This is a genomic window from Cupriavidus pauculus (genome assembly GCF_008693385.1).
GTDB lineage: Bacteria > Pseudomonadota > Gammaproteobacteria > Burkholderiales > Burkholderiaceae > Cupriavidus > Cupriavidus pauculus_D.
The window spans coordinates 1,914,550-1,937,759 of sequence record NZ_CP044067.1; the positions used below are offsets into that span (position 1 = coordinate 1,914,550).

Consider the following 23,210-nt stretch of genomic DNA (forward strand, 5'->3'; position numbering starts at 1 on the left):
CTTTGGTGGTGACTTACGCGCGCTTGGCCTGTTCGCTGCCGTAACGGTTCAGGTAGCGGTACTTGCCGAAGCGGTAGTGGGCGCGATACCAGCGCCCTTCCACCTTGAGGCCGTTGAACAGCACGCCCTTGACCTCGCCGCCTGCCTGCTCGATCAGACGCCGCGCCGCGGTCAGTTCGCTTGCCGTGGTCGCATCGGCCCGTGCCACGAGGAATACCGCGCCCGCCTTCGGTGCCAGGATGCTGGCGTCCGACGCGGCCAGCACCGGCGGCGTATCGATCAGCACGAGGTCGTAACGGCCGCGCAGTGTGGACAGCAGGCGGTCCATGCCCGGGCTCTGCAGCAGGTCCGCCGCGAGCGGCGGTACCGAACCGGTGGAGATGAAGTCGACATTCGGTGCGACGCCCTGCTGGATCACCTCGTCGAGGTCCGCGCCGGTGGTCAGCAGTTCGGTCAGGCCCGGCTTGCGCGTCGCATGGAAGCGGCTGTTGAGCTCGCCTCGCCGCAGGTCGCCATCGATCAGCATGACCCTGCGGCCGGACGCCGCGGCGACCACGGCGAAGTTGGCCGAGAGGAACGACTTGCCTGCATCGGGCGCCGGGCCCGTGAACAGCACGACGTGGTTGTCCGGCGCGTTGAGCAGCGCGAACTGCAGCGCGGTGCGGAAACTGCGCAGGCTCTCGACCGCGGGATCGTCGGGCTGCTGGATGGCCAGCACATCGTTGGGCGCGGCCTTGGCGCGGGCGAGTCGTGCCTGCTGCGGGCTCATCGGGATGGTCGCGTAGACGGTCAGGCCGCATTGCGATTCGATCTCGTCCGCATCGGTCACGCCGCCGTCGAGCATGCGGCGCATGGCGACCATCAGCAGCGCGGCGATGATCGCCAGGGCCGCCGACGTGCCGGCAATCAGCATGCGGTTGGGGCGCACGGGCCGGAGCGGGACCTCTGCGGGATCGACGAGGCGCGCCGTGCCGACCTTGCTGGCCTTCACGAGCCGCAGCTGCTGCACGTCGTTGAGCAGCGACTGGTAGAGCTCGGTGCTGACCTTGAGATCGCGCATCAGCCGCAGCACGTTCTGCTCGACTTCAGGCAGGCGCTGGATCTTGCCGCTCACGCCGTTGAGCTGGCCGGTCAGGCCCGCGATCTGGTTGTCGAGGATCTCGATGGTCGGGTGGTTGCCGGTGAAGCGCGCGATCAGTTCCTGCCGCTTCTGACGCAGTTCCTGCAACTTGGTCTGGATTTGCACCGACTGCGCCAGCATCAGCTTCGATTCCTCGCTGAGGTCGATCGTGCCGCGCTGGTTGCGCATCGTGTTGTAGCGGCTCTCTGCCGTTTCCACCTGCTGCTTCAGCTGCGGCAGCTGGCTCTCGAGGAAGGCGACCGACTTCTCCGCCTCGGCGGCCTTGCGGCGCACGTTCTGCTCGACGTACTCGTTGCCGATTTCGTTGAGGATCGCCGCCGTCTTGCCGGGCGAGTAGCCTTCCAGCGCCACGCCGATCACACCGCTCTGCTTGCCGCGCTCGCCGATCATCAGCTGCTCCTGCAACTGCGTGATCGCGGTGGCGCGGGCCACGTGGCGGACCACGAATTGCGCGCCGGGCTGCCCGTCGAGCCGCTCGATCTGCAGCGTGACGTCGCCGCTGGGCATCGCCACCGTCAGCGGCGCGCCCACCGTGCCTTCGGCAGTCTGGTCGCTGCTTGCGAAGCTGAGGCGGTACTTCTTGTTGCCGAGTGCGGTCACCACCATGGCGCGGCCGTCCATTTCGGCAGGCACGTCGAGGCGCGACACCGAGATCGACTCGCCACCCCAGGCATATCCGCCGAAGCCGAACAGGCCGGGCTTGGTGAGCTCGGGGTTATAGCTGGCGATGGCGGCGCCGATCAGCGGCAGATACTTGGGCGTGGCCTCGATGTCGAGGCGCAGCGAATCTACCGCCTTGCCGACCACCATGCGCGAGCGCAGCAGTTCGATCTCGGCCGACGCGGCGGGCTTCACGTCGAACACCGGGGAAATGTTCGCCACCATCTTGCTGGCCGAATTGCCGGGGTTGGTGTCCTCGACCTGCACCAGCATGTCGGCGCGATACACAGGCCTCGCGAGGAAGGCATAGAGCAGTCCGAGGCCCAGAATCGCCGCGGCAACGACGATGAAGGTCATTCGGTAGCGGATCAACACGTCCAGGTAGGAGGTCATGTCGATCGGCTTGTCGTCCTCTTCCCAAGTTTCGGGCGCCCGATCTCGGAAACTCCTAACGTTGCTCATCATGCCCCTCCGTCGTGATGGGTCGGCTCCGCGGCATGGATTCTTGCCGACCATGATTCAACACCCAGCTTGATCAAGCCAAGTACGATGACGAACATGCTTTGCGATCCACCATAGGGATCGGGCACATCGGTCTCTTCCTTCTCACACAGGCGATACGTCTTGCCGCGTGCATTGGGAAACAGGTCTTCCAGCGCCTCGCGCTGTTCGTTGTCCATCACGAGCACGAGGTCGGCGCGGGCAACGAGCGAGGCATCGATGGCGCGCGTGCGATGGGCGCTGAGGTCCGAGCCCTCGGTGGCCAGCAGGCGCACCGCGCGTGGATCGGCCGGCAGGTCCGGGGGCGGCTCGAGCCCGGCCGAGATCACGCTGCACTCGGGCAGCGCGCGCTGCAGCAGGTCGGCCGCCATCGGGCTGCGGCATCGGTTGCCCAGGCACACGACGAGTACCGTGTGAATGGTGCGCGTCCCGTCCATCGAGTCTCCTCTCACGGACGTGCGATGCTGGCCGTGCCGACGACCGGCTGGATCAGCAGCGTCATCACGCGGCTCCAGCGCACGAGGTCGCGGGCGTCCACGTACACGACGTCCTTCGGTTCGAGTTCGAAGCTCTCCGCGATGGCCAGCGCCACCGGCGAGGTGCCGTCGAGGTGATAGACCTTGGGGTTGCCGTCGCTGGCCTTGCGAATCACGAAGATCTGCTCGGCATTGGCGGAGGATGGGTTCACACCGCCCGCGTCGCCGAGCGCCTCGTTCAGCGTCATGCGTCCGTTGCGCATCAGGAGCGAAGAGGGCTTGACCACTTCCCCGGTCACGAAGATCTTGCTGTCCTCGCGCTGCTCCACGCGCACGATATCTCCCGAGCGCAGCAGGATGCGCGAGGGATCGGTCCCCTTGGCGAGCAGCGCCGGAATGTTGACGTACCAGCTGCGCTCGCCGCGCGTCACGCGCACGCGGCTGTTGTCACCGGTCAGGTTCAGCACGCCGCCCGCGCGGTTGAGCGCTTCCACCAGCGTCATCGGCGCATCGTCGATGGCGAGCATGCCGGGGGTCTTGACTTCACCATCGACATACACGCGCTGGCTGCGGAACCCGAGCACCCGCACGGTCATCTGCGGGTCGCGCACCACGCGCGAGAGAATGCGCGCCATTTCGTCGCGCACCTCGTTGGCGGTCTTGCCCGACACCTTCATGACGCCCGCGTACGGAAACTGGATGTCGCCGGCCGGGCTCACCACGTAGCCGGGCATGTTCGAGCCGCCGCTCGACGTCGGGATCTCGAACGCGGCGCCGATGCTGTAGGTCTGCGTCGGAAACACGAGCTCGGGGTGGTCCCACACGACCACCGAGATGATGTCGCCGGGACCGATGCGATAGGGCTCGGGTTTGGCGTACAGCTCTTCCACGCCATCGTTCGTGGGCTTGGACTTGGCGCGCTGTTCGCGCACGAGGTCCAGCGTGATCGGCGTGACATCGGGTACGGCATCCGGGCTGACCGCGGAGACGGGCGCCTTGGGGCTGAACTGCATCCCCGGCGCGGTGGAACAGCCGGCCATCACGATGGCGGCGCCGAGCATGGCCGCAATGGCGCCCAGCCGGGTGGTAATCGGGTATTCGATATGGCTCACGGCACTCTCCCCAGTCTCTCGATCGGCCATGGCCTGGAACGTCAGCCATGGTCCGGTTGATGGGATGCTAGGAGCACGTCATGCCACTATCGGTGCGCTCTCGCACATTGATCCCGGACCCCACCATGGCAACGTGGCACAGCGCACCGAGGCCTGCGGACGCGCCGCATAACGTGGCGCACACGGCCCATGCGCGTCGCATGGGCGGCATGCATGGCAAGGGAAAGCGAAAGGGGAAAACGGATGAAAGGCGTGATCATCAATGCCGACGATTTCGGCTACGACGACGATACATTCCGCGCGACGGTGGCCTGCTTCGATGCGGGGCTGCTGACGAGCGCGACGATCCTGGCGGGGCGGCCCGCCACGGCCGAGGCCTGCGCCTATGCGCGCGAGCATCGGGATCGCTTCTCGTTCGGGCTGCACTTCAATATCGTCGAGGGCTGGCGGCCCAAGAGCGCGGCCAGCACGCTGTGCCGCAAGGATGGCTCGCTGTTTCCCGCGCGGGTGCAGCGCGCCCGCGCCATGGCAGGTCTGATCGATGCGGCCGATATCCGCCGCGAATTCCGCCTGCAGCTCGACGAGTTGCGCGACAACGGCGTTTCCGTCACGCATGTGGACGGGCACGGGCATATGCACAAGTACCCGGCGATCATGCGCGTGCTGCGCGACGAAATGCTGCGCGCCGGCATTACGCGCGTGCGCCGTCCGCAGAACTGGTATCCGACCGCGCACAACGTCCGCGGCACGCTCAACGCGATGCTGCTGCGCAACTTCGGCGGCCTGCGCTATACGGACTACTACCTCGGGGTGGATGCGCTGGAGTCGGACTGGGCGGCGCAGGTGCCCGCGGTCCTGGCCGAAGGCGTCACCGAGATGTCGGTGCATCCGGGCTTCTCGGAAGACTGGCGCAAGCAGGAAGGCGCGCCGCTGATGGCGCCGGCGGCGCTGGCCCAGACGCTGAAGCAGGCCGGCGCCGTGCTGATGCGCTATCACGACATCTGAGCGGCGCCTCAGGGGCGGCGGCTGATCATTGCCACGGCATTGCTCAGCGTCGCTTCCGCGCGGATCCGGTCCGCATGAAAATGCGCCACGCGCCGGGCACGCAAGTCTTCTGCATCCCTTTCTGCATTCCCATCCGTCCTCGCACCGCCTGCGCGCTCGAGCATCAGGCGGTGCAGATAGGGCACCGCGGCCTCGGCGAAGTCCGCGTCGGCCGGTACCAGCAGGCCGCTGCATTCGTCGATCATGGCGCCGATGCAGCCTCGCGCATAGGCGACCACCGAGGCACCATGGCTGCGCGCTTCGAGCACCACCAGAGGCTCGGCTTCGTTGTGGTAGGTGGTCGGAAACAGCAGCACGTCGATGCTGCGGAAGAAGTCCTGCTTCTGCGCGCCGTGGGCGGGACCGAGGTAGCGCACGCAGGGCGTGCGCGCGAGTTCCGCGTCGAAGCGTTCGCGAATGGCGGCCTCTACCGGGCCCGCGATGCGGGCGCAGACGGGAATGTTCATCTCCTGCGCGAGCCGGACCACCTCGAAGAACGTGAAGATGCCCTTCGCCGCGGTGATGTTCGACAGGAATCCCACATGGATGGCGTCGTCTTCCGTCTGGCGCCCGGCGCCCTGCGGCGCCGGCTCGGCGAGCTCGATCAATCCCAGGTTGGACAAGACCTGCACGCGTTCCGGCGGCAGGTCGTAGATGCGCGCCAGCTCGGTACGCATCATGTCGCAGAGCACGAGATGCCGGCCACGCGGCGCGCAGCGGATGGCCAGCCGCGTGTACCAGGTGGGCTGATTGATATACGCGAAGCTGTGATGGTGGAAATAGATCTCCATGCCGAACAACTGTGCCAGTGCGATGAAGGGCACATCCATCAGTTGTCCGAATCCGCCGGAGAATCCGAGATACAGCGTATGCGGGCGTGCGGCCACGCAGGTGCCGAACATGCGCGCGAACTGGCGCAGGCGATTCCCCAGCGTGCCGATGCCCGCCATCGCGCCGCGGCCGCGCCGGGCCACGTCGAGAACGACCACCGGCCCGCGTTCGCGAATGCGTTCGAGCATGCGCTGGCATGCCGCGGAAAAGCCGTTGTTCGCCAGCCCAAGATGGCCGAGGAAGATCACCGGCCGCGCCAGGTCCGCGGGCGTCGCCGCGTGCCGCGCCTGCGGCGACGGGCCTTCGGCCGCCGGCTCGGTGCGCTGCTTGGCAATGGGCGTGGTCATGTGCGGTTCTCCTCGATGATCTTCACGCAGCCGTCCATAATGGAGCGGCCGGCACAGGCAGGGGTGTATTGGCTGGCCAGCTGCAGGCAGTTGCGCATGGCCAGCTCCACCTCGCCGAAACTTTCGACGGCACGGTCCAGCGTGCCGGCCAGCGCGTCCACGTTGCCCGTGGCGAACACGTGCCCGGTCACACCTTCATGCACGAGCTCGGGTACACAGCCGCAGCAGTCGCTGACGACCACGGGGCAGCCGTAGCTCAGCGCCTCGTTGACGACGAGGCCCCAGGCTTCGGTATGGCTGGGCAACACGAGGCAGGTGGCCTGCGAATACTGGTCGGCCAGTTGTTCGATATCCAGCGCGCCGAGAAATTCGGTGGCGCCGTCGATGCCGAGCGACGTGGCGAGCTCCCGCAATCCGTCGCCTTCGACGACGGGGCCGGCCAGCACCAGCGTCGCCGCGGGATGCTGCTTGCGCACCCGCGCAAACGCGCGCAGCAGGTCCGCGATGCCCTTGTTGCGGCACACGAGGCCGGCGAACAGGAAGCGCGGCGCGTCGGCGCGCGGCGCATTGGCCAGGCGCTGCCACGCGGCCTGCTCGGGGCTGTACGCATGGGGCAGGGCCGCGGCCTGGCAGCGGTCGATGATCCTGGCCGGATCGGCCCCCATCGCGATCACGTATTCCGCGGAGCGCTGGCCGTAGACGAAGATGCCGTCGCAGCGGCGGAAGAAGAAGCGCTTGAGTTGCCGCTTGAGCGGGCGGTCGGGCTGGTCGCGCATGGTCGAGTCGCAGAACACGCCGCGGCGCTTGCCGCGCACCATGCAGGCCAGCAGCATCGCCCAGTACTCCACACGGTGATAGCCGGGCAGGACCACCAGTTCGCTTTGCGAGCGCCACACTTCGCTGATCAGGCGAAGCGCGACGCGCCACTGCGGCACGCGGTCATAGGGTTCGTCGAAGAGGATCCGATACGGATACCGGTGATAGCTGGTATCCACGCTGCTGTAAGCCGAGCGTCCGTAGCCGGTGGGGGCGATATGGGAAAACCTGACTTCGCGCCCGATGGCGCGCGCGCGAGAGAACGCCTCGCTGAACACCGCGCCCTTGTACTTCGGCCATAGCATGTTGTGATAGATATCGATCATCATGAGGTCCCCTCTCCCCTCCCAGCTCTCGCATGGCTCGCCCTCGCTGCTGTGCTGGCTGACGTGCTAGTTACCGTGCTAGTTGACGTGCAAGTCTTCGTGGATCCGCGCGGCAGCGCGTCGCGTCCGGGCCCGCGCTGCCGCGGGCCCCGTCGCGTTTTCCGATTCGGCCGACGTGTCCGCGCGCGGGCGCAGCGGCCGGCAGGGGCTGCCCATGCAGACCATGCCGGCAGGCATGTCGCGGAACACCGCGCTGCAGGCGCCGATCACGGCGCCATGTCCGATCGTGACACCGGGCGCGATAAAGGTATGGCTCGCGACCCACGCCTCGTCGGCGATCCGGATGGGCTTGCCCCGAATCGGAAAATCGCTGCGCTGATAGTCGTGGTCGCCCGCGCACAGGTAGCTGTGCTGCGAGACCACCGCGTGATTGCCGATCTCGATCTCGGCCAGGCTGTACAGCTCCACGTCGTCGCCGATCCATGCGTAGTCCCCGATCGAGACTTTCCACGGATAGGTCACCTTGACGCTGGGCCGGATCAGCACGTCGCGTCCGACGCGCGCGCCGAAGCAGCGCAGCAGCCATCGGCGCCAGCCGTTGGCGAAACGTGGAGAGCGATGGAACAGCAGGCTCTGCACGCACCACCACAACTGCACCACCACCACGGAGCGTCCACGGAAGCCCGGCGGCATCCTGAACGACGACAGATCCTGAATCATGTTGTGGGGTCCTTCTTCCGGTTCCGCGCCACCGGCGCCCATATGCGTACCATCGTGACGCGGCACCGGGGGCGGGACCGTTCGCCAGCCCACAAACCAGCGCATGGGCTACTTGCCGGCATAGTCGACATCGGCTTGCTTCCCGTGCGCGGGCGGCGCGCACAGGCGAACCAGCGCTTCCTCGAACTTCAGCAGCACCGCATCGCGGTCGAGATGTTGCTCGGCCCAGACACGGCCGGCTCGCCCCAGCGCGAGGCGGTGCGAGGGCGCGTCCGCCAGCGCCGCGATGGCATCGGCCATGGCCGCGGCGTCGCCGGGTTCGACCAGCACGCCGCAGCCGGTGACCAGCTTGCCGAGCTCGGTGGTCCCCTCCGCCGTGGCCACCACCGGCTTCCCGCTGGCCAGCATCGCGGCGAGCTTCGATGGGAGCACGAGGTCCGCGGCGCCGGCGCGCTGCGGCATCAGGTGGATATCGGCCGTGGCCAGCAGCGACGGAAAATCGCTGGCCGGCTGCAGCGGCAGGCAGTGCACGCGCTCCAGGCCCGCGCAGGCCGCGTGCAGCGCGGGCGCGCCGGCACCGGTCCCGCAGAAGATGAAGTGCAGGTCGGTACGGTCTTGCAGCCGCCCCGCGATGTCCGCCAGAATCTCGATGCCCTGCTTGGCACCGATCGTGCCCGAGTAAAGGGCGACCACCGCATCGGCGGGAATCCCGAGCCGCGCGCGGAAGTCCACGCCCGCATGCCGCGTCAGCGCGCCGAGGTCCGTCCAGTTCGGCAGCAGCGACAGCCGTTCGTCGTGGGTACCCTTGCGGCGCGCGAGCGCGACCATCGCGTTCGAGATCGACGAGACATGATCGAACCGCCGCAGCAGCCAGCGTTCGAATGACTCCGCCAGGCGGCGCAGGGTCCGGCCCTTGAGCAGGCCGAGCTCGAACGCGGCGTCCACCTCATAGTCCTGGATATGCAGCCATGCCCGGGCACCTGTCAGGCGCGCGAGCGCCAGCGCGGCGGGGCTGCAGAACAGCGGCGGCTCGACCACGAACACCACGTCGGGGCGCCAGCCCAGTTGCGTGGCGAGGCTCGCGATGCTCGAGACCGCGAACGACGCGAGATGCAGCACGCGCTTCAGACCCGACGGCCGCGCCGGAATCCACAGTGGCGCGCGCAGGACCGTCACGCCATTGAGTACCTCGCGGCGGTAACGGCCGGCGCGATAGCCCTCGCCAACCTGCCAGGCCGGATAGTAGGGCGGTGCCGTGACCACGCGTACTTCGTGCCCGCGCGCGGCGAGCCACTCCGCCTGCTCGGCCATGTACTTGCCGATGCCGGTCAGCTCCGGTGCGTAGTTGAGGCAGTAAAGCAGGATCTTCATGTGTGGGCTCGGCTCGACGGTTATCCAGCGATGGAGTCTATGCGGCACTGTGGCGGGTGAATGTTCGACCCCCCACGGAGCCGGCGTGGGCAAGCGAACAGAATCGCGGCGGCGCGCGGGGCTATGCTGCATTGCGGCAGTCCGTCCCATCCGGACCCTGCCAAATCCGCCAGACCAGCCGCCAAACCAGCCGCCAGGCGAGCCACCAGAGCGGCCAAACCGATACCAACAAGGGAGCTTGCGTGAAGATCTTGAACGGTGAAATGCCGTCGGGTGAGCCCGATGCGATGTCCGGAGCGCCCGCACCCGCCGAGGCGCCTGGAGCCGTGAAGCGGGCCAGCGAGGGCGCGCGCGCGCTGCGGCTGGCCGTGGCGAGCTCCATGGTGTCCAAGGTGTGCAGCGTCACGCTGCAGCTCGTCAGCATCCCGTTGTTTGCGAAGGTCCTCGACGTCGCCGATTTCAGCGCGCTGATGGTCTACAACGGCATCTCCGCATGGCTCGCGCTGGTGGCCATCGGCATCTGGCCCACCATCACCGCGATTGCGGCCGACGATCGCAAGCAGGCCATGCTCGCCGGTGTGGTGACCGTGTCCACCGCGGCGCTGTCGTCGCTGTTCATCGCGTTGATCGCCGCGGCGCTGCTGCTCAGGCCGTGGCTCGAGACCAGCGGCATCAACCTGTTCTCCGCGGGGCATTTCGATCTGTTCATCGCGGCCCTGGCGTGCTTTGCCACGCTGACGGTCCTGTCGATCGGCGAGGCCGTCAACCAGGGGCAGCACCGCCAGCACGTCAACAACCTCATCACTGCCGGTGGCAGCGTGCTCAACGTGATCTGCATCGTGCTGATCGCGTTCGTGGCACCGACGCACGCGGCGGACGTGACGTTCCTGTTCGTGGCCAGCCAGCTCGGCTTCGTGCTCGTGCGCGTGATCAACATGGGCGCCGTGCTGATGCGGGTCGGACGGCCGCGGCAATGGCCGGGCAAGGCGTTCGCGCTGGACCTTGCGCGCAACACGCGGTCGCTCGTGCAGGCCCAGCTTGCGCTCGCATTCATCCAGCAGGGGACGGTGCTGCTTTGCTACGAGATGGACCGTCCGCGCGACGCGGCGCTGCTGGCGCTGCTCTATCGCGCCAACCTGCTGCTGCACAGCCTCGTGTACATGATCAACCAGCCGCTCTGGCCGATCATCCACCGGCATATGCTGGCCGGCGACTGGGAATGGGTGTCTCGGACCTATCGCAAGCTTGGCGCGGTGTATGTCGCGTACGGCCTGCTAGCCGTGGCCGCCGCGCCGCTGGTGGGGAGCGCAGCAGTGTCATTGTGGACGTCGGGTGAATTCGTGATCCCGGCAAGCCAGGCCACGCTGTGCGCGGCCTACTTCGCGGTGCTGGTGGCCTCCGCCGCGAGCACGCCCGTGTTGATGGGCGCGCAGGCGTTCAGCAGCCTCGGCAATATCGGCACGATGGAACTGGTGGCGGCTTCGGTGCTGTGCGGGGCGCTGTATCTGGCCGATGCGGTGACCTTCCCCAATGTCGTGATCGCACTGCTGGTGGCAAACGGGGTGACGGCACTCTGGATGATGCCGGCCCGCGCGCTCGGTCTGCTCAGGCGCGCAGGATGATGTCAACCCGCGCGCCAGGGCCGCTCAGGCGCGGCGCGGCGGGCCAGCAGGCCGGGCAGGATTGCCGAGGATATGGAGCGGTGCACCGGCCGGCACGGTGGGCGCGGCGCGCCGTACGCGCCGCCGGCGGCGCGTCACGAACCAGCTGATCGTCATGAACGCCATCGCGGCGCCGCTACCGTAGGCCACCGCAACCATCAGCGCGCCTCGCAGCACGAAGATCAGATAGATCGAGAAATAGATGCCAGCGGGTTTGCCGACCGGTCCGCCCGCGTGGACCAGGCGGTCCAGAAAGCGCGTGACCAGCGCCAGCACCACCGCGACCAGCACCACGCCGAAGACCGAGAAGTCGATGTAACCCTCGGCGATCAGCGGCGACGACAGGTTGTCGAAGTCGAGCTTGTAATAGGCCATGAGGAACTGGCCGATATCGATGCCGGTCGCGTGCGGCTTGGTTTCCCACAGCGTATGCGGGACGAAGAAGAGCAGACTGCCGAGAATCTGCTCGCCATAGCGCGCGCCGTCACGGTTCACCATCTCCAGCACGGTGTGGATGTTCGACCAGGCATCGTAGTGCAGATCCAGGAAGTGCGAGAAATACATCCACGGGTCGAGAATCTCCGCGATATCCCAGGCATCCGGATTGACGTGCGTGAAGATCGAGGCGAGCGGAAAGAACACGCCCGTAAGCAGCAGCAGCGTGGTGACCTGGCGCCGCGGCGTGCGCGAGAACCACGGCAACAGCAGGAGCAGCAGGCTCAGATACACGGGGCCGATCGCGTTGCGCTTCTCGATTAGCGGATTCTGCGCCATCAGCACGCAACCGAACAGCAGTACCGCGAGCATCAGCCAGAAGGGCTGGCGCAGCAGCTTGCGGCCCTTCACGTTGATCAGCATCAGCAGGGCCGGAATGGGCAGGAAGCAGAAGTACTTCTGTTGCAGCAGGTACTGCGGCGTGGCATCGACCAGTTCCTCCGCCGCGCGCAGGTCGATCGATTGCAGCGACAGCAGCGCGGCCGCCGCGGCAACGCCGCCCAGCACCAGCGCCTTGGGCACCGTCAGGCGCAGCACGCGCTCGCCGCCCGGCGGGGGAAGCTCGCGGCCGCCGTGCCGGGCACGGTAAAGGGAGGCGCGGCGCAGCGCGGCCTGGCGCGTGCCCACGTACACCATGATGAACAGCGTGCAAAGCAGGTTCGTGCCGATCGCGTACCCTTCCACGATCAGCGCCGTGTTCACCATCTGCAGGTCGTAGTAGACCCGCTGCACGGCGGGCGCCACCACGAGGAAGAGCATCTCGAAGAGCAGCACCGAGGCATCAGCCAGCGACGATTCGCGTTCCCGCGTATGCAGGCACCAGTGGATGATCACGGTGGTGGTGAGCAACAGCGTCGACATCAGCAGCATCGGCGACTCGATGCTCGAGATCGCATGGCAGTAGCCCACCATCAGAAGCAGCGCCGCGGCCAACACCATGTCCCAAACAAAGCTGGACGACAGACGCATGGCAGTCTCCTACACCGAGTTTTCCAGTGCGGTAGTGATTTCAAGAGGGGCCGCCAGGCGGCCGGAGTCCAGCGCGTCGCGGTAGGCCAGGTGCAGGCCGGCCTCGAGGCCGATCAGCGGGGCCCAGCCCGTGGCAGCGATGGCGCCGCAGTCGAGCAGCTTGCGGGGCGTCCCGTCGGGGCGCGTGGCATCGAACACGATCTCGCCGCGATAGCCGATCACCTTTCCGATCAGCAGCGCCAGTTCGCGAATCGACACCTCGGTGCCGGTCCCGATATTGAAGAAGCCCGCCGGCGCGCTATGCGTGCGGTAGTCGTCCGGAGACAGCGCCATGACGTGGACGCACGCGCGTGCGAGATCGTCGGCATACAGGAACTCGCGCATCGGCGTGCCCGAGCCCCAGATGGCCACGGTGGGCGCATCGTGCTCGCGCGCTTCGTGAAAGCGGCGAATCAATGCCGGAATGACGTGGCTGTTCTCGGGGTGATAGTTGTCGCCGGGACCGTAGAGGTTCGTCGGCATGACGCTGCGATAGTCCACGCCGTACTGGCGGTTGTAGCTCTCGCACAGCTTCATCCCGGCAATCTTGGCGAGCGCGTAGGCCGCGTTGGTGGACTCGAGCTCGCCGGTCAGCAGCGCGCTCTCGCGCATCGGCTGGGGCGCGAGCCGCGGATAGATGCAGCTGGAGCCGAGAAACAGCAGGCGCGTCACGCCGTGGCGCCAGGCCTCGTGAATGACGTTGTTCGCGATGGCGAGGTTCTGCTGGATGAACTCGGCCGGATAGGTATCGTTGGCGTGGATGCCGCCCACGCGCGCTGCCGCCAGATAGACCTCGTCGATCGGCTCGGCGGCGAAGAACGCGCGGACCTGTTGCTGGTCGGTCAGATCGAGTTCGGCATGGGTGCGGCACACGAGCTCGACGTCGGCGCGATGCGATAGTGCGCGCGCAATGGCGGCGCCGACCATGCCGCGATGGCCGGCCACGAAGACACGTTTTTTGCGCTCACTCATGATGGTCATAGGTCCGGAAGCCGGCCATCTTGACCAGCGCGTCGCGACGCGCCGACACGAAGTCGGCCTCGATCATCTCGCGCACGAGTTCGGCGAACGTGGTGCGCGGCGTCCAGCCCAGGCGCTCGCGCGCGCGCGTCGGATCGCCCAGCAATGTTTCCACTTCGGTGGGGCGGAAGTAGCGCGGGTCCACGCGAACGATGACGTCGCCAACCTTGCAGGTGGACGAGAGCCGCCGATCGGGATCGTCGATCGCCGTGATGACGCCGACCTCATCGACTCCGGTGCCTTCGAACGCCACCGTGATGCCGAGGTAGCGCGCGGCGGATTCCACGAACTCGCGCACGCTGTGCTGCTCGCCGGTGGCGATGACGAAGTCCTCGGCCTGTTCCTGCTGCAGCATCAGCCACTGCATTTCCACGTAGTCGCGGGCATGTCCCCAGTCGCGCAGTGCGGAGAGATTCCCCAGATGCAGCGTGTCCTGCAGCCCCAGTGCGATGCGCGCCAGCGCGCGCGTGATCTTGCGCGTCACGAAGGTCTCGCCGCGCACTGGGCTTTCATGGTTGAACAGAATGCCGTTGCACGCGTACATCCCGTACGCTTCGCGGTAGTTCACGGTAATCCAGTACGCATACAGCTTGGCCGCCGCGTACGGACTGCGCGGGTAGAACGGGGTGGTTTCCTTCTGCGGAATTTCCTGCACCAGGCCATACAGTTCCGACGTCGACGCCTGATAGAACCGCGCGCGCTTCTCCATGCCGAGAATGCGCATGGCTTCGAGCAGGCGGAGCGTACCCACGGCATCGGTGTTGGCCGTGTACTCGGGCTCTTCGAACGACACCTGCACGTGGCTCTGCGCCGCGAGGTTGTAGATCTCGTCGGGCTGGGCCTGCTGGACCACGCGCACGAGGCTGGCGGTGTCCGTCATGTCGCCATGATGCAGGATCAGCCGACGGTCTTCCGCCTGCGGGTCCTGATACAGATGGTCGATACGGTCGGTATTGAACAGCGAGCTGCGGCGCTTGATGCCGTGCACCTCGTATCCCTTCTGCAGCAGGAGCTCGGTCAGGTACGAACCGTCCTGCCCCGTGATGCCGGTAATCAGCGCACGCCGGCGAGCGCCGCGTGCCGGCGTGGCGGAAGCACGCTCCGAAGCATCGTCCGAAGTGCGGAGGCCAAGGTTATCCAGCTCGTTTGCGCCCATGACAGTCCCATGTGAATTACGGATGCGACGACTGTAGGGTCGATGGCCGCGGCGGTACTGTCTGCTAGCCCACACAGTGCACTGGCGGTGCGAGGGCAGTGAAAGCGCGGCCCGAAAATGCACACGGGCGCGCCGCATGTTTCCATGCGGCGCGCCCGTGCGGGACGACAGGGACGTCGTGGCTTCAGAGAGGCAGGGCGGTGCTTTCGTAGCCGGCGCCGTCGCTACGCTTGGCAATCACCGGCCGCGGCCGGCTATCGCGCGCGATGCGTTCGTCGCCGCTGACGATGCGCTCGTCGCCGCTCACCCACTCAAGTGTCGCGCCACGCTGCAACGCTGCGTAGACGGCCTCTCCCTTGTTGCGGACCTTGAGCCGCTGATACAGCGTGCAGGCATGGCTCTTCACCGTGGCCACCGAGATATTCAGCATGCGGCTGACCGTCTTGATCGGATAGCCCCGCGCGAGCAACACGAGTACCTCATATTGACGCGGCGTGATCTTGAGCATCTCCGCCTCGTCGTAGCTGGGCTCGTCCTCGGTGCCGGGCTGCGGCAGGACCGACTGGCTCACGGCGCCGCGCAGTGCCGCGCGCGGCGTACTGGCGCATGCGGCGAGCGCATGCGGGTCCGCCTGCACGGTAGAGGTCAGTGGCAGCGGCGCGGCGGAAGCGAGCGATGGTGTGGCCGGCAGCGCGGAACGCGATGCGGCCGGTGCGGTGGTCAGTGCCGTGGTGGACGCCGCCGACTCGCCCGAGAACACCAGTCCATGCACGCTCGAGATGGCCAGGCGGATGGCCGCCTCGATCACCGCGAGCGATGCGGACTTCGGCAGGCATCCACAGATGCCGCGCGCGGCTTCCGCGCAGGGCAGATGCAGCGGCAGCGTGTCCGTCAGAACGAGAATGCGCTGGGGCGAAAGCCGATCGCGGGCGAATTCGAGTTGTTGCCAGCCTGCGGCGGTATCGGCGGGCATGCCGAACACCATGAGATCCGGATTGCAATGCTGCGCGTCCAGTCGCGCGAGGTCTGCCGGCGCGGTCGCCAGCACATGTCCCCATTCCTGAATATTTTCGAGCATCTGCAGGAGGCCGAGCCGCAATAGCGGGTGCTCCTCGATCAGCAAGGCGTTCATTCTTTTTTCACTCCCCGTTGGTGGGCAGGCATGCGGGGCGCTTTGCGTGCGGGTTCTCTTCAGACAGGACGGACGCATCGCGCTTCCGCCGTTCCAGCCGATAACCCGTGCTTCCGTGTCAGGCGATGTCCCCTTGTATGGATGGACTTGTTCGCGAAGACCGGAAGTATGACCCGAACCCGAACCCGAAAAATCTCGCTCCTAAATCGGATTAAATTCATCTTATGGGCTGGTCCGACTGAAAGCAAGCGACCGGATTTCGGGAGGAGTCAGGGCTGAATGAACTAAAACTCATAATCCCTCGGCGACAAGGGCGTGCCCTAGTTCGTTTGGTTGCCAGTGTATGTCCGACAGCATCTGACGGGGCCTGCACGGTCGGTTGCATCCGTGAAACAGGGGTCGTGCAAGTCGTGTCAATACTGCAACTCTTCAAAATGCCAGAGGCACAATGAATAACGAATTCTCACCCCTTCGGGGCATTTGATTTGTAAATGTGTCGACTCATGACGCAATGATGAAACCAATGAAAAAAATGCACTGTCGTCCGAATCGGTATCACTGCGCGAGTGGGGGATACATGCGGCCTAGTTCGTAAGGATGAGTCCCGCTTCGTGCTGCCGGATGAGGCGCGCCGCGCGCGGATGCGGACGCGCCGCTTTCGTTCCGGCCATTGCAACGCGCTTCAATCCAACCGTGGATGAAGGCGGTCTGACATCGCGGCGCGATGTCAGACACCGTCATGTCAGCGTACCCAGCGGCCCGGACGCAACACCCAGCCGCGCGGTGTCTGGACCCAGCGCTCCGGCACGTAGCGATAGCCCGGACGCGCGTTCTGCCAATAGCCGCCGCGCCACTGATAGCCGCCACGGTTGCCCACGTAATGGCCGGGCACCCAGACCTGTCCCGGGCGCGCCATCGGCCGGCCTTCGGCACGGGGCGGGGGCGGGGCGTGCGTGTAGGCGGGCGGGCCATAGGCTTCCGCCGGTGCGATCAGTCCGAAGGCGCCGCCAGCGGCGAGAATGGCGGCGGCAAGCATAAGCTGGCGTTTCATGATGTGGCTCCTTTCGATCGACGTTGAACGGGCGTCGGCTTAATAGCGGTAACGGTCACCGCGGTGATAGTGGGGGCCGTCGGGCGGCACGACGATGCATGCCGACAGGAGGGACGTGGCGGCGGTCAGCAGGACCACCAGGGCAATGGCGCGTTTCATTTGGGCTCCATGTACGGGACGCGTTGAACACGGCTTCAATGTAGCGAGGCGTCCGCTGCCCGCGCGGTTGCACTTGTAAGGCTGTTTCTCACGATATCTGCCTGGTCAGAGGTCTTCGGGCGTGTGTTCCTGCAACCCGCCAGCCCTTGTGGGGCAAGGCTTGGCGGGGATGTGACGGAGGCGTTGCGAAGCGGGTCCGACGTGTGGGCGCCAATAATGTGGCGTTACATCGGAAATGACTGCTGCAAGGTTTGGAGGGGGATCGCGGTCGCGATCGATGCGGCCGCGTCAAACGGCAGCCACGCAGAAACGGGTACGCAAGGGGAAGAAACGAGACAGGAAAGCGGACGGCGCGCGGTCGGGGCATTCCCCGCGCCGGTGCGCCGGAATGGTGGCATTATCCCTCTTACGCCCCACGTCGCGTCATGGCGCGCGTGGCGCGGTACCCCGGCGATGGCATGAAGCTTGCGCCATCGTGACCGCCGTATTCCCCAGGGAGGACGTCATGCCGGTCATGTTCATCGTGCTGATCCTGCAGGCGCTCGAAGGGCTCAACCCGCTGACCGTGCCGCAGTTCGCGCGCGCTCACATTGGCGATGTCACCGCTCGCGCCGAGTATGTGGCGCCCATCGAGCAGGCCCAGGGACCCTGAGCACGGCGACCGGTCATCATCCGTCCGGCAACGATCTGTCCGACAGGTTTTTGCCCTATGCGATGTACTCACAGGGCACCGGGGCGGCTGGCCGCGAAACGGCCAGCCGCCCTGGAAATTTCCGCCTGGGATCTCAGCCGAAGTATTCGTTGTAGTAGCGGGTGCAGGTGCCCGACTGGCTGAACGTGTACGGTAGCTCCGCCATGGCCGCTGCTTCCAGCGAGCCGAAGGGAATGTCGAGTTCGAGGTCGAAACGGTTGGCTTCTGCGTCGGTCCGGTTATGAGTTTGCGGATTCACGATATCGCTCTCTTCGGTTGTCGGACCGGGTGGGTCCGAGGGGTTGTGCCGGGTAGTCTGGAGGGCGGAGGTATCCGCCACGACTCGATGCTAATCAACCCGGCCGCGGAGATCATCGCCCTGTCGCTGAAAACACTGTTTCAGATCTCTTATCAATCGTGTTTGCCTATCGGTCCGATAGTGCATTCCACGCAATAACCGAAATGTGCGGCCGCGCACGTCCGCGACAGGTCTATAGTGGCTGGGTGACACCGTCCGGGGATCGCCATGACGCCGCCCATGCAGTTTCCGCCCTGCTTCGCCGACCGTCGCGAAGCCGGCCGCTATCTCGGCCGCCGCCTCGCGGAGCTCGGCTATGCCGGCCGGGGCGATCTGCTCGTCCTGGCGCTGCCGCGCGGCGGCGTGCCCGTGGGATTCGAAGTGGCACGCGCGCTCGATGCCGCGCTGGATGTGCTCCTGGTCCGCAAGATCGGCGCGCCGGGCTACCCGGAGCTCGCGCTCGGTGCCGTGGTCGAGGGCAGCATGGAGGGCCGGCCACCCTTTACGGTGACCAATGACGATACCTGGGCCCGCCGCGCCGTGGAGAGTGGGATGTTCGCGGCCGAACGCGGGCGCCAGCTCGACGAGATCTGCCGGCGACAGCAGCGATACCGCCAGGGACGTCCCGTTGCCGCGCTCGCGGGCCGGCACGTGATTGTCGTGGACGACGGCGTGGCGACCGGCGCGACGATGCGCGCGGCGCTCGCCAGCGTGCGAGCGGCCGGTGCCGCCGGGGTCGTGGCGGCCTTGCCCGTGGGTGCCATGCAGGGCCTGTTAACGCTGGCATCGGTTGCCGACGCGGTGATCTGCCTCAACACCCCGCCCGAATTCGGCGCGGTGGGTGCTTACTATCTGGATTTCACGCAGACCAGCGACGACGAGGCGATGGCCCTGATGCGCGAGGCCGCCATGTGGCCGCCATTGCGGCCCCCGCAGGTGTCGCCGCAGCCGTCGATGCCGCGTGGCGTCACTGCGGGCCCAGGCGCGCCTTGAGGTGCGGCACGAGCCCGCCCGCGGCGAGCATCTCGCGCAGGAAGTCGGGCACCGGCTCGCAGGCGACGGCGGTGCCGTCGGCAAGCCGTAGCGCGGCGCGATCGAGATCGAAAGTCACGTCGAGCCCGTCGGCCAGTGGTGCCGTATCGGGGCAGACGAGCACGGGCAGCCCGAGATTGAGCGCGTTGCGATAGAACAGCCCGGCGAAGGACGGCGCGATGACGGCCGCCACGCCGAGATGCCGCAGCGCCTGCGGCGCCTGCTCGCGGGACGAGCCCATGCCGAAGTTCGCGCCGCCGACCACCACGTCGCCGCGACGCACGCCGGCGGGAAACTCCGGCCGGAGGTTCTCGAGGCAATGCCGGGCGAGCGCGTCGATGCCGCCTTTCATATGCGCGCCCGGCGCCATGGCGTCGGTATCGACGTTGTCGCCAAAGCGCCAGATGCGGCCGGTGGATGTGCAAGGGGTCATGCGATGCAAATGGCGGTTGGCAAGGGTCGGCGGAAACCCGTCACGCGAGCAACGCGCGCGGATCGGTGATGCGGCCCGTCACGGCCGTCGCCGCGACGGTGAGTGGCGATGCCAGCCATACCGCGCTGCCGGCATCGCCCATGCGTCCGGCAAAGTTGCGCGCCGTCGAGGCGATCGCGCGGCTGTTCTCGGGGAACCGCGTGGCGCCATAGCCCGCGCAGGCATTGCAGGCGTTTGGCAGCAGTTCGGCGCCGGCGTCGATCAGCGCGGCGAGCGTCCCTTCGTTGGCCGCCTGTTGCTGGTCGCGCAGCGAGGCCGGTGCCACGCGCAGCGACACGCCCTGGGCCACCCGGCGTCCGCGCAGTACGCGCGCGGCCATGCGCAGGTCCTCGAGCTTGGCGCCCGTGCAGGCGCCCAGATAGGCGATGTCGATCGGCGTGCCGGCCGCCATGTCGACGGCCGCGCTGTTGGCCGGCGAGTGCGGCGCCGCGACCTGGGGCGCGAGGCGCGAGGCATCGAAGCGATGATGCGCGAGCAGCGGCGCGTCATCGTCGCTGCGCCAGTGCGGGAGATCGAGCGCGGCAAGCCGTTCCGCATCGACGCCCGCCTGCGCGAGCCACGCGAGCGTCGTGGCGTCGGGCGCGATCAGCCCCGTCTGTGCGCCGAGCTCGGTGCTCATGTTCGTCAGCGTCATGCGTTCCTGCATCGGCAGCGCGGCCACGGCGTCGCCCGTGTACTCGATGGCCTCGTAGCGGCCGCCTGCAAGGCCGAGCTCCGCGCACAGGAACAGCATCATGTCTTTCGCGCAGACACCGTCCGCAAGCTGCCCATGCCACTCGAGGCGGATGGTCTGCGGCACGCGTAGCCAGATCTCGCCCGTGGCCAGCACACCGGCCATCTCGGTGGCGCCGATGCCGAACATGTACGCGCCGAACGCGCCGCCGGTGGGACTATGGCTGTCCCCGCCGACGATAAAGCGCCCGGGCAGCACGTGCCCGCGCTCGGGCAGCACGACATGGCAGATGCCCTCGCCGTCGATGAAATGCCGGAGCCCCGCCTCGCGGACCCAGTCGCGCGTGAAACGCACGATCTGCTCGGCCTCCGCGTCGCCGGCGGGCACGTAGTGGTCGGTCACCACGACGTACTTCTCGGGGTCCCACACCTTTGCGCCGAGTTCGCGCAGCATCGGTGCGACGCGTCGCGGTCCGCTGGAGTCGTGCGACATCGCGAGGTCGACCTTGCACATCACGACCGTCCCCGGCGTGGCATGCGGCACGCCGGCCGCGCGCGCGACGAGTTTCTGCGCGAGCGTGGCGGACCGTGTCATTCGGGTTGGGCTCCGGAGTAGCGGACCACGGTGGCCCAGCGCTTGACGTCCTGCCGCACGAAATTACCGAATGCTTCGGGCGGCATGGCCTGGGGCTGGGCGCCATCCGCCTCGAGGCGCTTGCGCACGTCGGGCGTGTCGAGGCCGTGGCGCGCCGCCTGATAGATCGCCTGCGTGAGTTCCGGCGGCAGGTTCGCGGGCCCGAACAGGCCGAACCACGCGCTCGACTCGAAGCCCTTGACGGTCGCACCGATCGGCTGCGCATTGGGGAACTGCGGCAACGGCGTGGGGCTCGTCACGCCGAGCACCTTCAGCCGTCCGGCCTTCACGTGCCCCGCCACGTTCAGCGTGCTCGCGAACATCAGATCGACCTGACCCGCGAGCAAGTCGGTGAGCGCTGGTGTCGTGCCCTTGTAGGGGATGTTCACGATGTACGTGCCCGTCATCATCTTGAACATGTCGCCGGCCAGATGGACGGACGACCCGACCGCCCCGATGCCGAAGTTCAGCTTGCCGGGTTCGCTGCGCGCCAGCCGGATCAGCTCGGGAATATTGTTGGCGGGCAGCCTGGGCGTGGCCACGAGCACGCTCGGGACGGTGGCCACGAGGGTGATCGGCGTGAAATCCTGAATCGGATCGAAGGGCAGCTTCTTGTAGAGCGTCGCGTTGATCGTATGGCTCGTGAAGCTCATCAGCAGCGTGGTGCCGTCGGCCGGACTCTTGGCGACGAGGTCCGCCGCGATATTGCCGCCGGCACCGGGACGGTTGTCGACGACGACCGGCTGGTCGAGCTCCCGCGACATCTCCTGCGCGATCGTGCGCGCCAGCGTGTCCGTCGTACCGCCGGCGGGCGCGCCCACGAGTATGCGGATGGGTTTGCCGCCTGCGACGGCCGCGTGCGCCGCCTGCGCGAGCGGCATCAGCGAGACCAGGGCAAGGCAGGCGAGACGGGGCGCCCAGGAGGCGGGACGAACGACTGGCATGACGAAGGCTCCTCGACAGCGATCAGGGAGTGCACAGTATCTCGCGCGAAACAGCGCCGGGAAAGACGTGGGCGCGTGCGCCCGTCCTAGTCGCGCAGTCCGGTACGCGCTTCGTTCTCGACCCAGACGTTGGCGCTGTCGCCGCCCATGGGCGACAACTCCATGCGGTACTCATAGCGATCGGGCCGATACTGTCCGAGCAGAAACTGCACGGGTCGGCCGGCCTTGTCCAGCACCACCCGGCGCACCGCGAGCAGCGCGCCGCCAACGGGCACGTCGAGCAGCGGGGCCACGACCACGTCGGCCAGGCGCGCGGTCAGCACCTGCGTGGCGCGCCCGAGTTCGACGCCGGTGTTCTGGATCAGGCGAAGCATCGGCGTGGTCTCGAGATCCTTGCGGGTAATCGAGCGGCCGAGCTCCGCGGGAAGATACGCGGTGATATGGGACAGCGGGCGATTACGGTAATGACGCACGCGCACGACCTTCACGACCGCATCGCCGACCTGCAGCTGCAGCGCTTCGGCGACGTCGGGGGTGGCGTGGACCTCGTCGATCGATACCACCTTGACGGAGGTCTTCTCGCCCATGTCGATGATATGGCCGAGCAGGCTGCTCGTGGAACGTTCCTCGGCCGCCACCGCCGGCTTGACCGGATGCGGATTCACGAACGTGCCGAGGCCGCGATGACGGCGGACCAGGCCTTCCTGTACGAGGCGATCGAACACGCGGCGCATCGTCACGCGCGAGGCGTGGAACTGCTTCGCGAGGTCGATTTCACCGGGCAGCGGACCCTGGCCGAATCGGCCTTCGACGATCTGCTGGCGGAGCACCACGTAAATCTGGTGATACAGGGGAACGACGGCTTCACTCATGGTATGCCTTGGCGATCAGCGCTGACATGTCCGAACGCCACTAATGTACTGTAAATCAGACATAGAGCCTAGCATGAATCTCGCGCGCCGTTCGGCTCGCCGTGCAGGCCCGCTCGCGTTTCTGTTGCAACGTCGCATCGGCCGGATTTCCATATCGGCGCGCTGGCTGCGTTCGATATATCTGCATGCGCGCCGTTCGTCAAAGCAGACATCGATGCGTTCGCCAGCACACCGCCGCCCTCGCTGTTTCACTGCCGAAACCGCGTCAGGGGCTGCGGGCTTTCCCCTAAGCCTTCCGCTAAATCCTTGAATAAACGGCCTTTTCGCGGAATTGCGGCGAGAGGCCTACGGGTCTGGGCAAAAGCGCTGTCACAGCGGTGTGACATGTCTAGTGCGGTTCACAGGACCGTGGCGTGCGAAGGCGAGGAAATTCCGGTGTCCGAAGCGGGTGTGACCACTCGGTACGTCTTGTATTTCAAGGCATTACAAGCGTGTTAGCGAGCGCTGGCATTGATTATGCGCAAGTGGAGGCTGGTTTGGCGTCTTG

Annotated in this window: 21 protein-coding genes; 4 read left to right on the forward strand and 17 right to left on the reverse strand. The window is 66.8% G+C overall.

Annotated elements, in window-relative coordinates:
* Positions 1-13: 13 nt before the first annotated feature.
* Genes FOB72_RS26885 through FOB72_RS26895 form a run of 3 tightly spaced genes read right to left on the reverse strand, consistent with a single transcriptional unit; the run spans position 14 to position 3,839 of the window.
* Positions 14-2,263, reverse strand: a complete 2,250-nt coding sequence (locus FOB72_RS26885) for a polysaccharide biosynthesis tyrosine autokinase (RefSeq protein WP_150377446.1) — start codon at positions 2,261-2,263, stop codon at positions 14-16.
* Entirely contained in the window at positions 2,263-2,739 is a 477-nt protein-coding gene (locus tag FOB72_RS26890) for a low molecular weight protein-tyrosine-phosphatase (protein ID WP_150375961.1), read from the reverse strand. Before FOB72_RS26890 ends, FOB72_RS26885 begins: the two co-directional genes overlap by 1 nt.
* A gap of 11 nt (positions 2,740-2,750) precedes the next feature.
* Positions 2,751-3,839, reverse strand: coding sequence for a polysaccharide biosynthesis/export family protein (locus tag FOB72_RS26895; protein WP_150377448.1), 1,089 nt, complete (start codon positions 3,837-3,839; stop codon positions 2,751-2,753).
* Between the two features lie 294 nt (positions 3,840-4,133).
* Here FOB72_RS26895 and FOB72_RS26900 point away from each other — a divergent pair, with 294 nt between their 5' ends.
* Positions 4,134-4,895 (forward strand): ChbG/HpnK family deacetylase, encoded by a 762-nt coding sequence (locus tag FOB72_RS26900; RefSeq protein ID WP_150375963.1) that lies wholly within the window; start codon positions 4,134-4,136, stop codon positions 4,893-4,895.
* Between the two features lie 8 nt (positions 4,896-4,903).
* Here the strand turns inward: FOB72_RS26900 and FOB72_RS26905 are convergent, their stop codons facing one another.
* The 4 genes from FOB72_RS26905 to FOB72_RS26920 all read right to left on the reverse strand — a co-directional run bounded on the left by FOB72_RS26905 (position 4,904) and on the right by FOB72_RS26920 (position 9,345).
* Entirely contained in the window at positions 4,904-6,112 is a 1,209-nt protein-coding gene (locus tag FOB72_RS26905; protein WP_150375965.1) for a glycosyltransferase family 4 protein, read from the reverse strand.
* The gene (locus FOB72_RS26910) at positions 6,109-7,257 is read right to left on the reverse strand and encodes a glycosyltransferase family 4 protein (RefSeq protein ID WP_223851586.1); all 1,149 of its coding nucleotides are present in this window, start codon (positions 7,255-7,257) and stop codon (positions 6,109-6,111) included. Before FOB72_RS26910 ends, FOB72_RS26905 begins: the two co-directional genes overlap by 4 nt.
* A 75-nt stretch (positions 7,258-7,332) precedes the next feature.
* Entirely contained in the window at positions 7,333-7,974 is a 642-nt protein-coding gene (locus tag FOB72_RS26915) for a putative colanic acid biosynthesis acetyltransferase (RefSeq protein ID WP_150375967.1), read from the reverse strand.
* 108 nt (positions 7,975-8,082) lie between these two features.
* Positions 8,083-9,345, reverse strand: coding sequence for a glycosyltransferase WbuB (locus FOB72_RS26920; RefSeq protein ID WP_150375969.1), 1,263 nt, complete (start codon positions 9,343-9,345; stop codon positions 8,083-8,085).
* Positions 9,346-9,587: 242 nt separating this feature from the next.
* Between FOB72_RS26920 and FOB72_RS26925 the strand changes: the two genes are divergently transcribed.
* Complete coding sequence (locus tag FOB72_RS26925; protein ID WP_150375971.1) at positions 9,588-10,967, forward strand: hypothetical protein; 1,380 nt, start codon at positions 9,588-9,590, stop codon at positions 10,965-10,967.
* A gap of 24 nt (positions 10,968-10,991) precedes the next feature.
* Here the strand turns inward: FOB72_RS26925 and FOB72_RS26930 are convergent, their stop codons facing one another.
* From FOB72_RS26930 to FOB72_RS26950, 5 genes are all read right to left on the reverse strand, one after another.
* On the reverse strand, positions 10,992-12,470 hold the full coding sequence (locus tag FOB72_RS26930) for a hypothetical protein (protein WP_223851587.1): 1,479 nt from the start codon (positions 12,468-12,470) through the stop codon (positions 10,992-10,994).
* Positions 12,471-12,479: 9 nt separating this feature from the next.
* Positions 12,480-13,481, reverse strand: coding sequence for a GDP-L-fucose synthase family protein (locus FOB72_RS26935; RefSeq protein WP_223851588.1), 1,002 nt, complete (start codon positions 13,479-13,481; stop codon positions 12,480-12,482).
* On the reverse strand, positions 13,474-14,685 hold the full coding sequence (gene gmd / locus FOB72_RS26940) for a GDP-mannose 4,6-dehydratase (RefSeq protein WP_150375975.1): 1,212 nt from the start codon (positions 14,683-14,685) through the stop codon (positions 13,474-13,476). Before gmd ends, FOB72_RS26935 begins: the two co-directional genes overlap by 8 nt.
* A gap of 184 nt (positions 14,686-14,869) precedes the next feature.
* Positions 14,870-15,817 carry a helix-turn-helix transcriptional regulator gene (locus FOB72_RS26945; RefSeq protein ID WP_150375976.1) on the reverse strand — a complete coding sequence of 316 codons (948 nt, stop codon included), beginning with the start codon at positions 15,815-15,817 and terminating at the stop codon, positions 14,870-14,872.
* 742 nt (positions 15,818-16,559) lie between these two features.
* A complete protein-coding gene (locus tag FOB72_RS26950; RefSeq protein WP_150375978.1) occupies positions 16,560-16,868 on the reverse strand; it encodes a YXWGXW repeat-containing protein in 309 nt (102 codons plus the stop codon).
* A gap of 634 nt (positions 16,869-17,502) precedes the next feature.
* On the opposite strand from FOB72_RS26950, the gene FOB72_RS32310 reads away from it, so the two are divergent.
* A complete protein-coding gene (locus tag FOB72_RS32310) occupies positions 17,503-17,679 on the forward strand; it encodes a hypothetical protein (RefSeq protein ID WP_191002280.1) in 177 nt (58 codons plus the stop codon).
* Between the two features lie 133 nt (positions 17,680-17,812).
* Here FOB72_RS32310 and FOB72_RS32315 read toward each other — a convergent pair whose 3' ends face one another.
* Positions 17,813-17,977 carry a hypothetical protein gene (locus FOB72_RS32315; RefSeq protein WP_191002281.1) on the reverse strand — a complete coding sequence of 55 codons (165 nt, stop codon included), beginning with the start codon at positions 17,975-17,977 and terminating at the stop codon, positions 17,813-17,815.
* Positions 17,978-18,256: 279 nt separating this feature from the next.
* Between FOB72_RS32315 and FOB72_RS26955 the strand changes: the two genes are divergently transcribed.
* Positions 18,257-19,009: a phosphoribosyltransferase gene (locus FOB72_RS26955; protein WP_150377451.1), complete on the forward strand. Its 753-nt coding sequence runs from the start codon at positions 18,257-18,259 to the stop codon at positions 19,007-19,009.
* Here the strand turns inward: FOB72_RS26955 and FOB72_RS26960 are convergent.
* The 4 genes from FOB72_RS26960 to FOB72_RS26975 all read right to left on the reverse strand — a co-directional run bounded on the left by FOB72_RS26960 (position 18,984) and on the right by FOB72_RS26975 (position 22,663).
* Entirely contained in the window at positions 18,984-19,481 is a 498-nt protein-coding gene (locus FOB72_RS26960; protein WP_150375980.1) for a 3-isopropylmalate dehydratase, read from the reverse strand. The genes FOB72_RS26955 and FOB72_RS26960 overlap by 26 nt on opposite strands.
* 40 nt (positions 19,482-19,521) lie before the next feature.
* Entirely contained in the window at positions 19,522-20,808 is a 1,287-nt protein-coding gene (locus tag FOB72_RS26965) for a 3-isopropylmalate dehydratase large subunit (protein ID WP_150375982.1), read from the reverse strand.
* Complete coding sequence (locus tag FOB72_RS26970; RefSeq protein WP_150375984.1) at positions 20,805-21,791, reverse strand: tripartite tricarboxylate transporter substrate binding protein; 987 nt, start codon at positions 21,789-21,791, stop codon at positions 20,805-20,807. Before FOB72_RS26970 ends, FOB72_RS26965 begins: the two co-directional genes overlap by 4 nt.
* 86 nt (positions 21,792-21,877) lie before the next feature.
* Positions 21,878-22,663 (reverse strand): GntR family transcriptional regulator, encoded by a 786-nt coding sequence (locus FOB72_RS26975; protein WP_150375986.1) that lies wholly within the window; start codon positions 22,661-22,663, stop codon positions 21,878-21,880.
* Between the last annotated feature and the right edge of the window lie 547 nt (positions 22,664-23,210).

Bases quoted from the DNA above. Each gene is read 5' to 3' on its own strand.
- FOB72_RS26885 (WP_150377446.1), bottom strand. From the start codon at position 2,263: ATGAGCAACGTTAGGAGTTTCCGAGATCGGGCGCCCGAAACTTGGGAA.
- FOB72_RS26890 (WP_150375961.1), bottom strand. From the start codon at position 2,739: ATGGACGGGACGCGCACCATTCACACGGTACTCGTCGTGTGCCTGGGC.
- FOB72_RS26895 (WP_150377448.1), bottom strand. From the start codon at position 3,839: ATGCTCGGCGCCGCCATCGTGATGGCCGGCTGTTCCACCGCGCCGGGG.
- FOB72_RS26900 (WP_150375963.1), top strand. From the start codon at position 4,134: ATGAAAGGCGTGATCATCAATGCCGACGATTTCGGCTACGACGACGAT.
- FOB72_RS26905 (WP_150375965.1), bottom strand. From the start codon at position 6,112: ATGACCACGCCCATTGCCAAGCAGCGCACCGAGCCGGCGGCCGAAGGC.
- FOB72_RS26910 (WP_223851586.1), bottom strand. From the start codon at position 7,257: ATGATGATCGATATCTATCACAACATGCTATGGCCGAAGTACAAGGGC.
- FOB72_RS26915 (WP_150375967.1), bottom strand. From the start codon at position 7,974: ATGATTCAGGATCTGTCGTCGTTCAGGATGCCGCCGGGCTTCCGTGGA.
- FOB72_RS26920 (WP_150375969.1), bottom strand. From the start codon at position 9,345: ATGAAGATCCTGCTTTACTGCCTCAACTACGCACCGGAGCTGACCGGC.
- FOB72_RS26930 (WP_223851587.1), bottom strand. From the start codon at position 12,470: ATGCGTCTGTCGTCCAGCTTTGTTTGGGACATGGTGTTGGCCGCGGCG.
- FOB72_RS26935 (WP_223851588.1), bottom strand. From the start codon at position 13,481: ATGAGTGAGCGCAAAAAACGTGTCTTCGTGGCCGGCCATCGCGGCATG.
- gmd (WP_150375975.1), bottom strand. From the start codon at position 14,685: ATGGGCGCAAACGAGCTGGATAACCTTGGCCTCCGCACTTCGGACGAT.
- FOB72_RS26945 (WP_150375976.1), bottom strand. From the start codon at position 15,817: ATGAACGCCTTGCTGATCGAGGAGCACCCGCTATTGCGGCTCGGCCTC.
- FOB72_RS26950 (WP_150375978.1), bottom strand. From the start codon at position 16,868: ATGAAACGCCAGCTTATGCTTGCCGCCGCCATTCTCGCCGCTGGCGGC.
- FOB72_RS26955 (WP_150377451.1), top strand. From the start codon at position 18,257: ATGCAGTTTCCGCCCTGCTTCGCCGACCGTCGCGAAGCCGGCCGCTAT.
- FOB72_RS26960 (WP_150375980.1), bottom strand. From the start codon at position 19,481: ATGACCCCTTGCACATCCACCGGCCGCATCTGGCGCTTTGGCGACAAC.
- FOB72_RS26965 (WP_150375982.1), bottom strand. From the start codon at position 20,808: ATGACACGGTCCGCCACGCTCGCGCAGAAACTCGTCGCGCGCGCGGCC.
- FOB72_RS26970 (WP_150375984.1), bottom strand. From the start codon at position 21,791: ATGCCAGTCGTTCGTCCCGCCTCCTGGGCGCCCCGTCTCGCCTGCCTT.
- FOB72_RS26975 (WP_150375986.1), bottom strand. From the start codon at position 22,663: ATGAGTGAAGCCGTCGTTCCCCTGTATCACCAGATTTACGTGGTGCTC.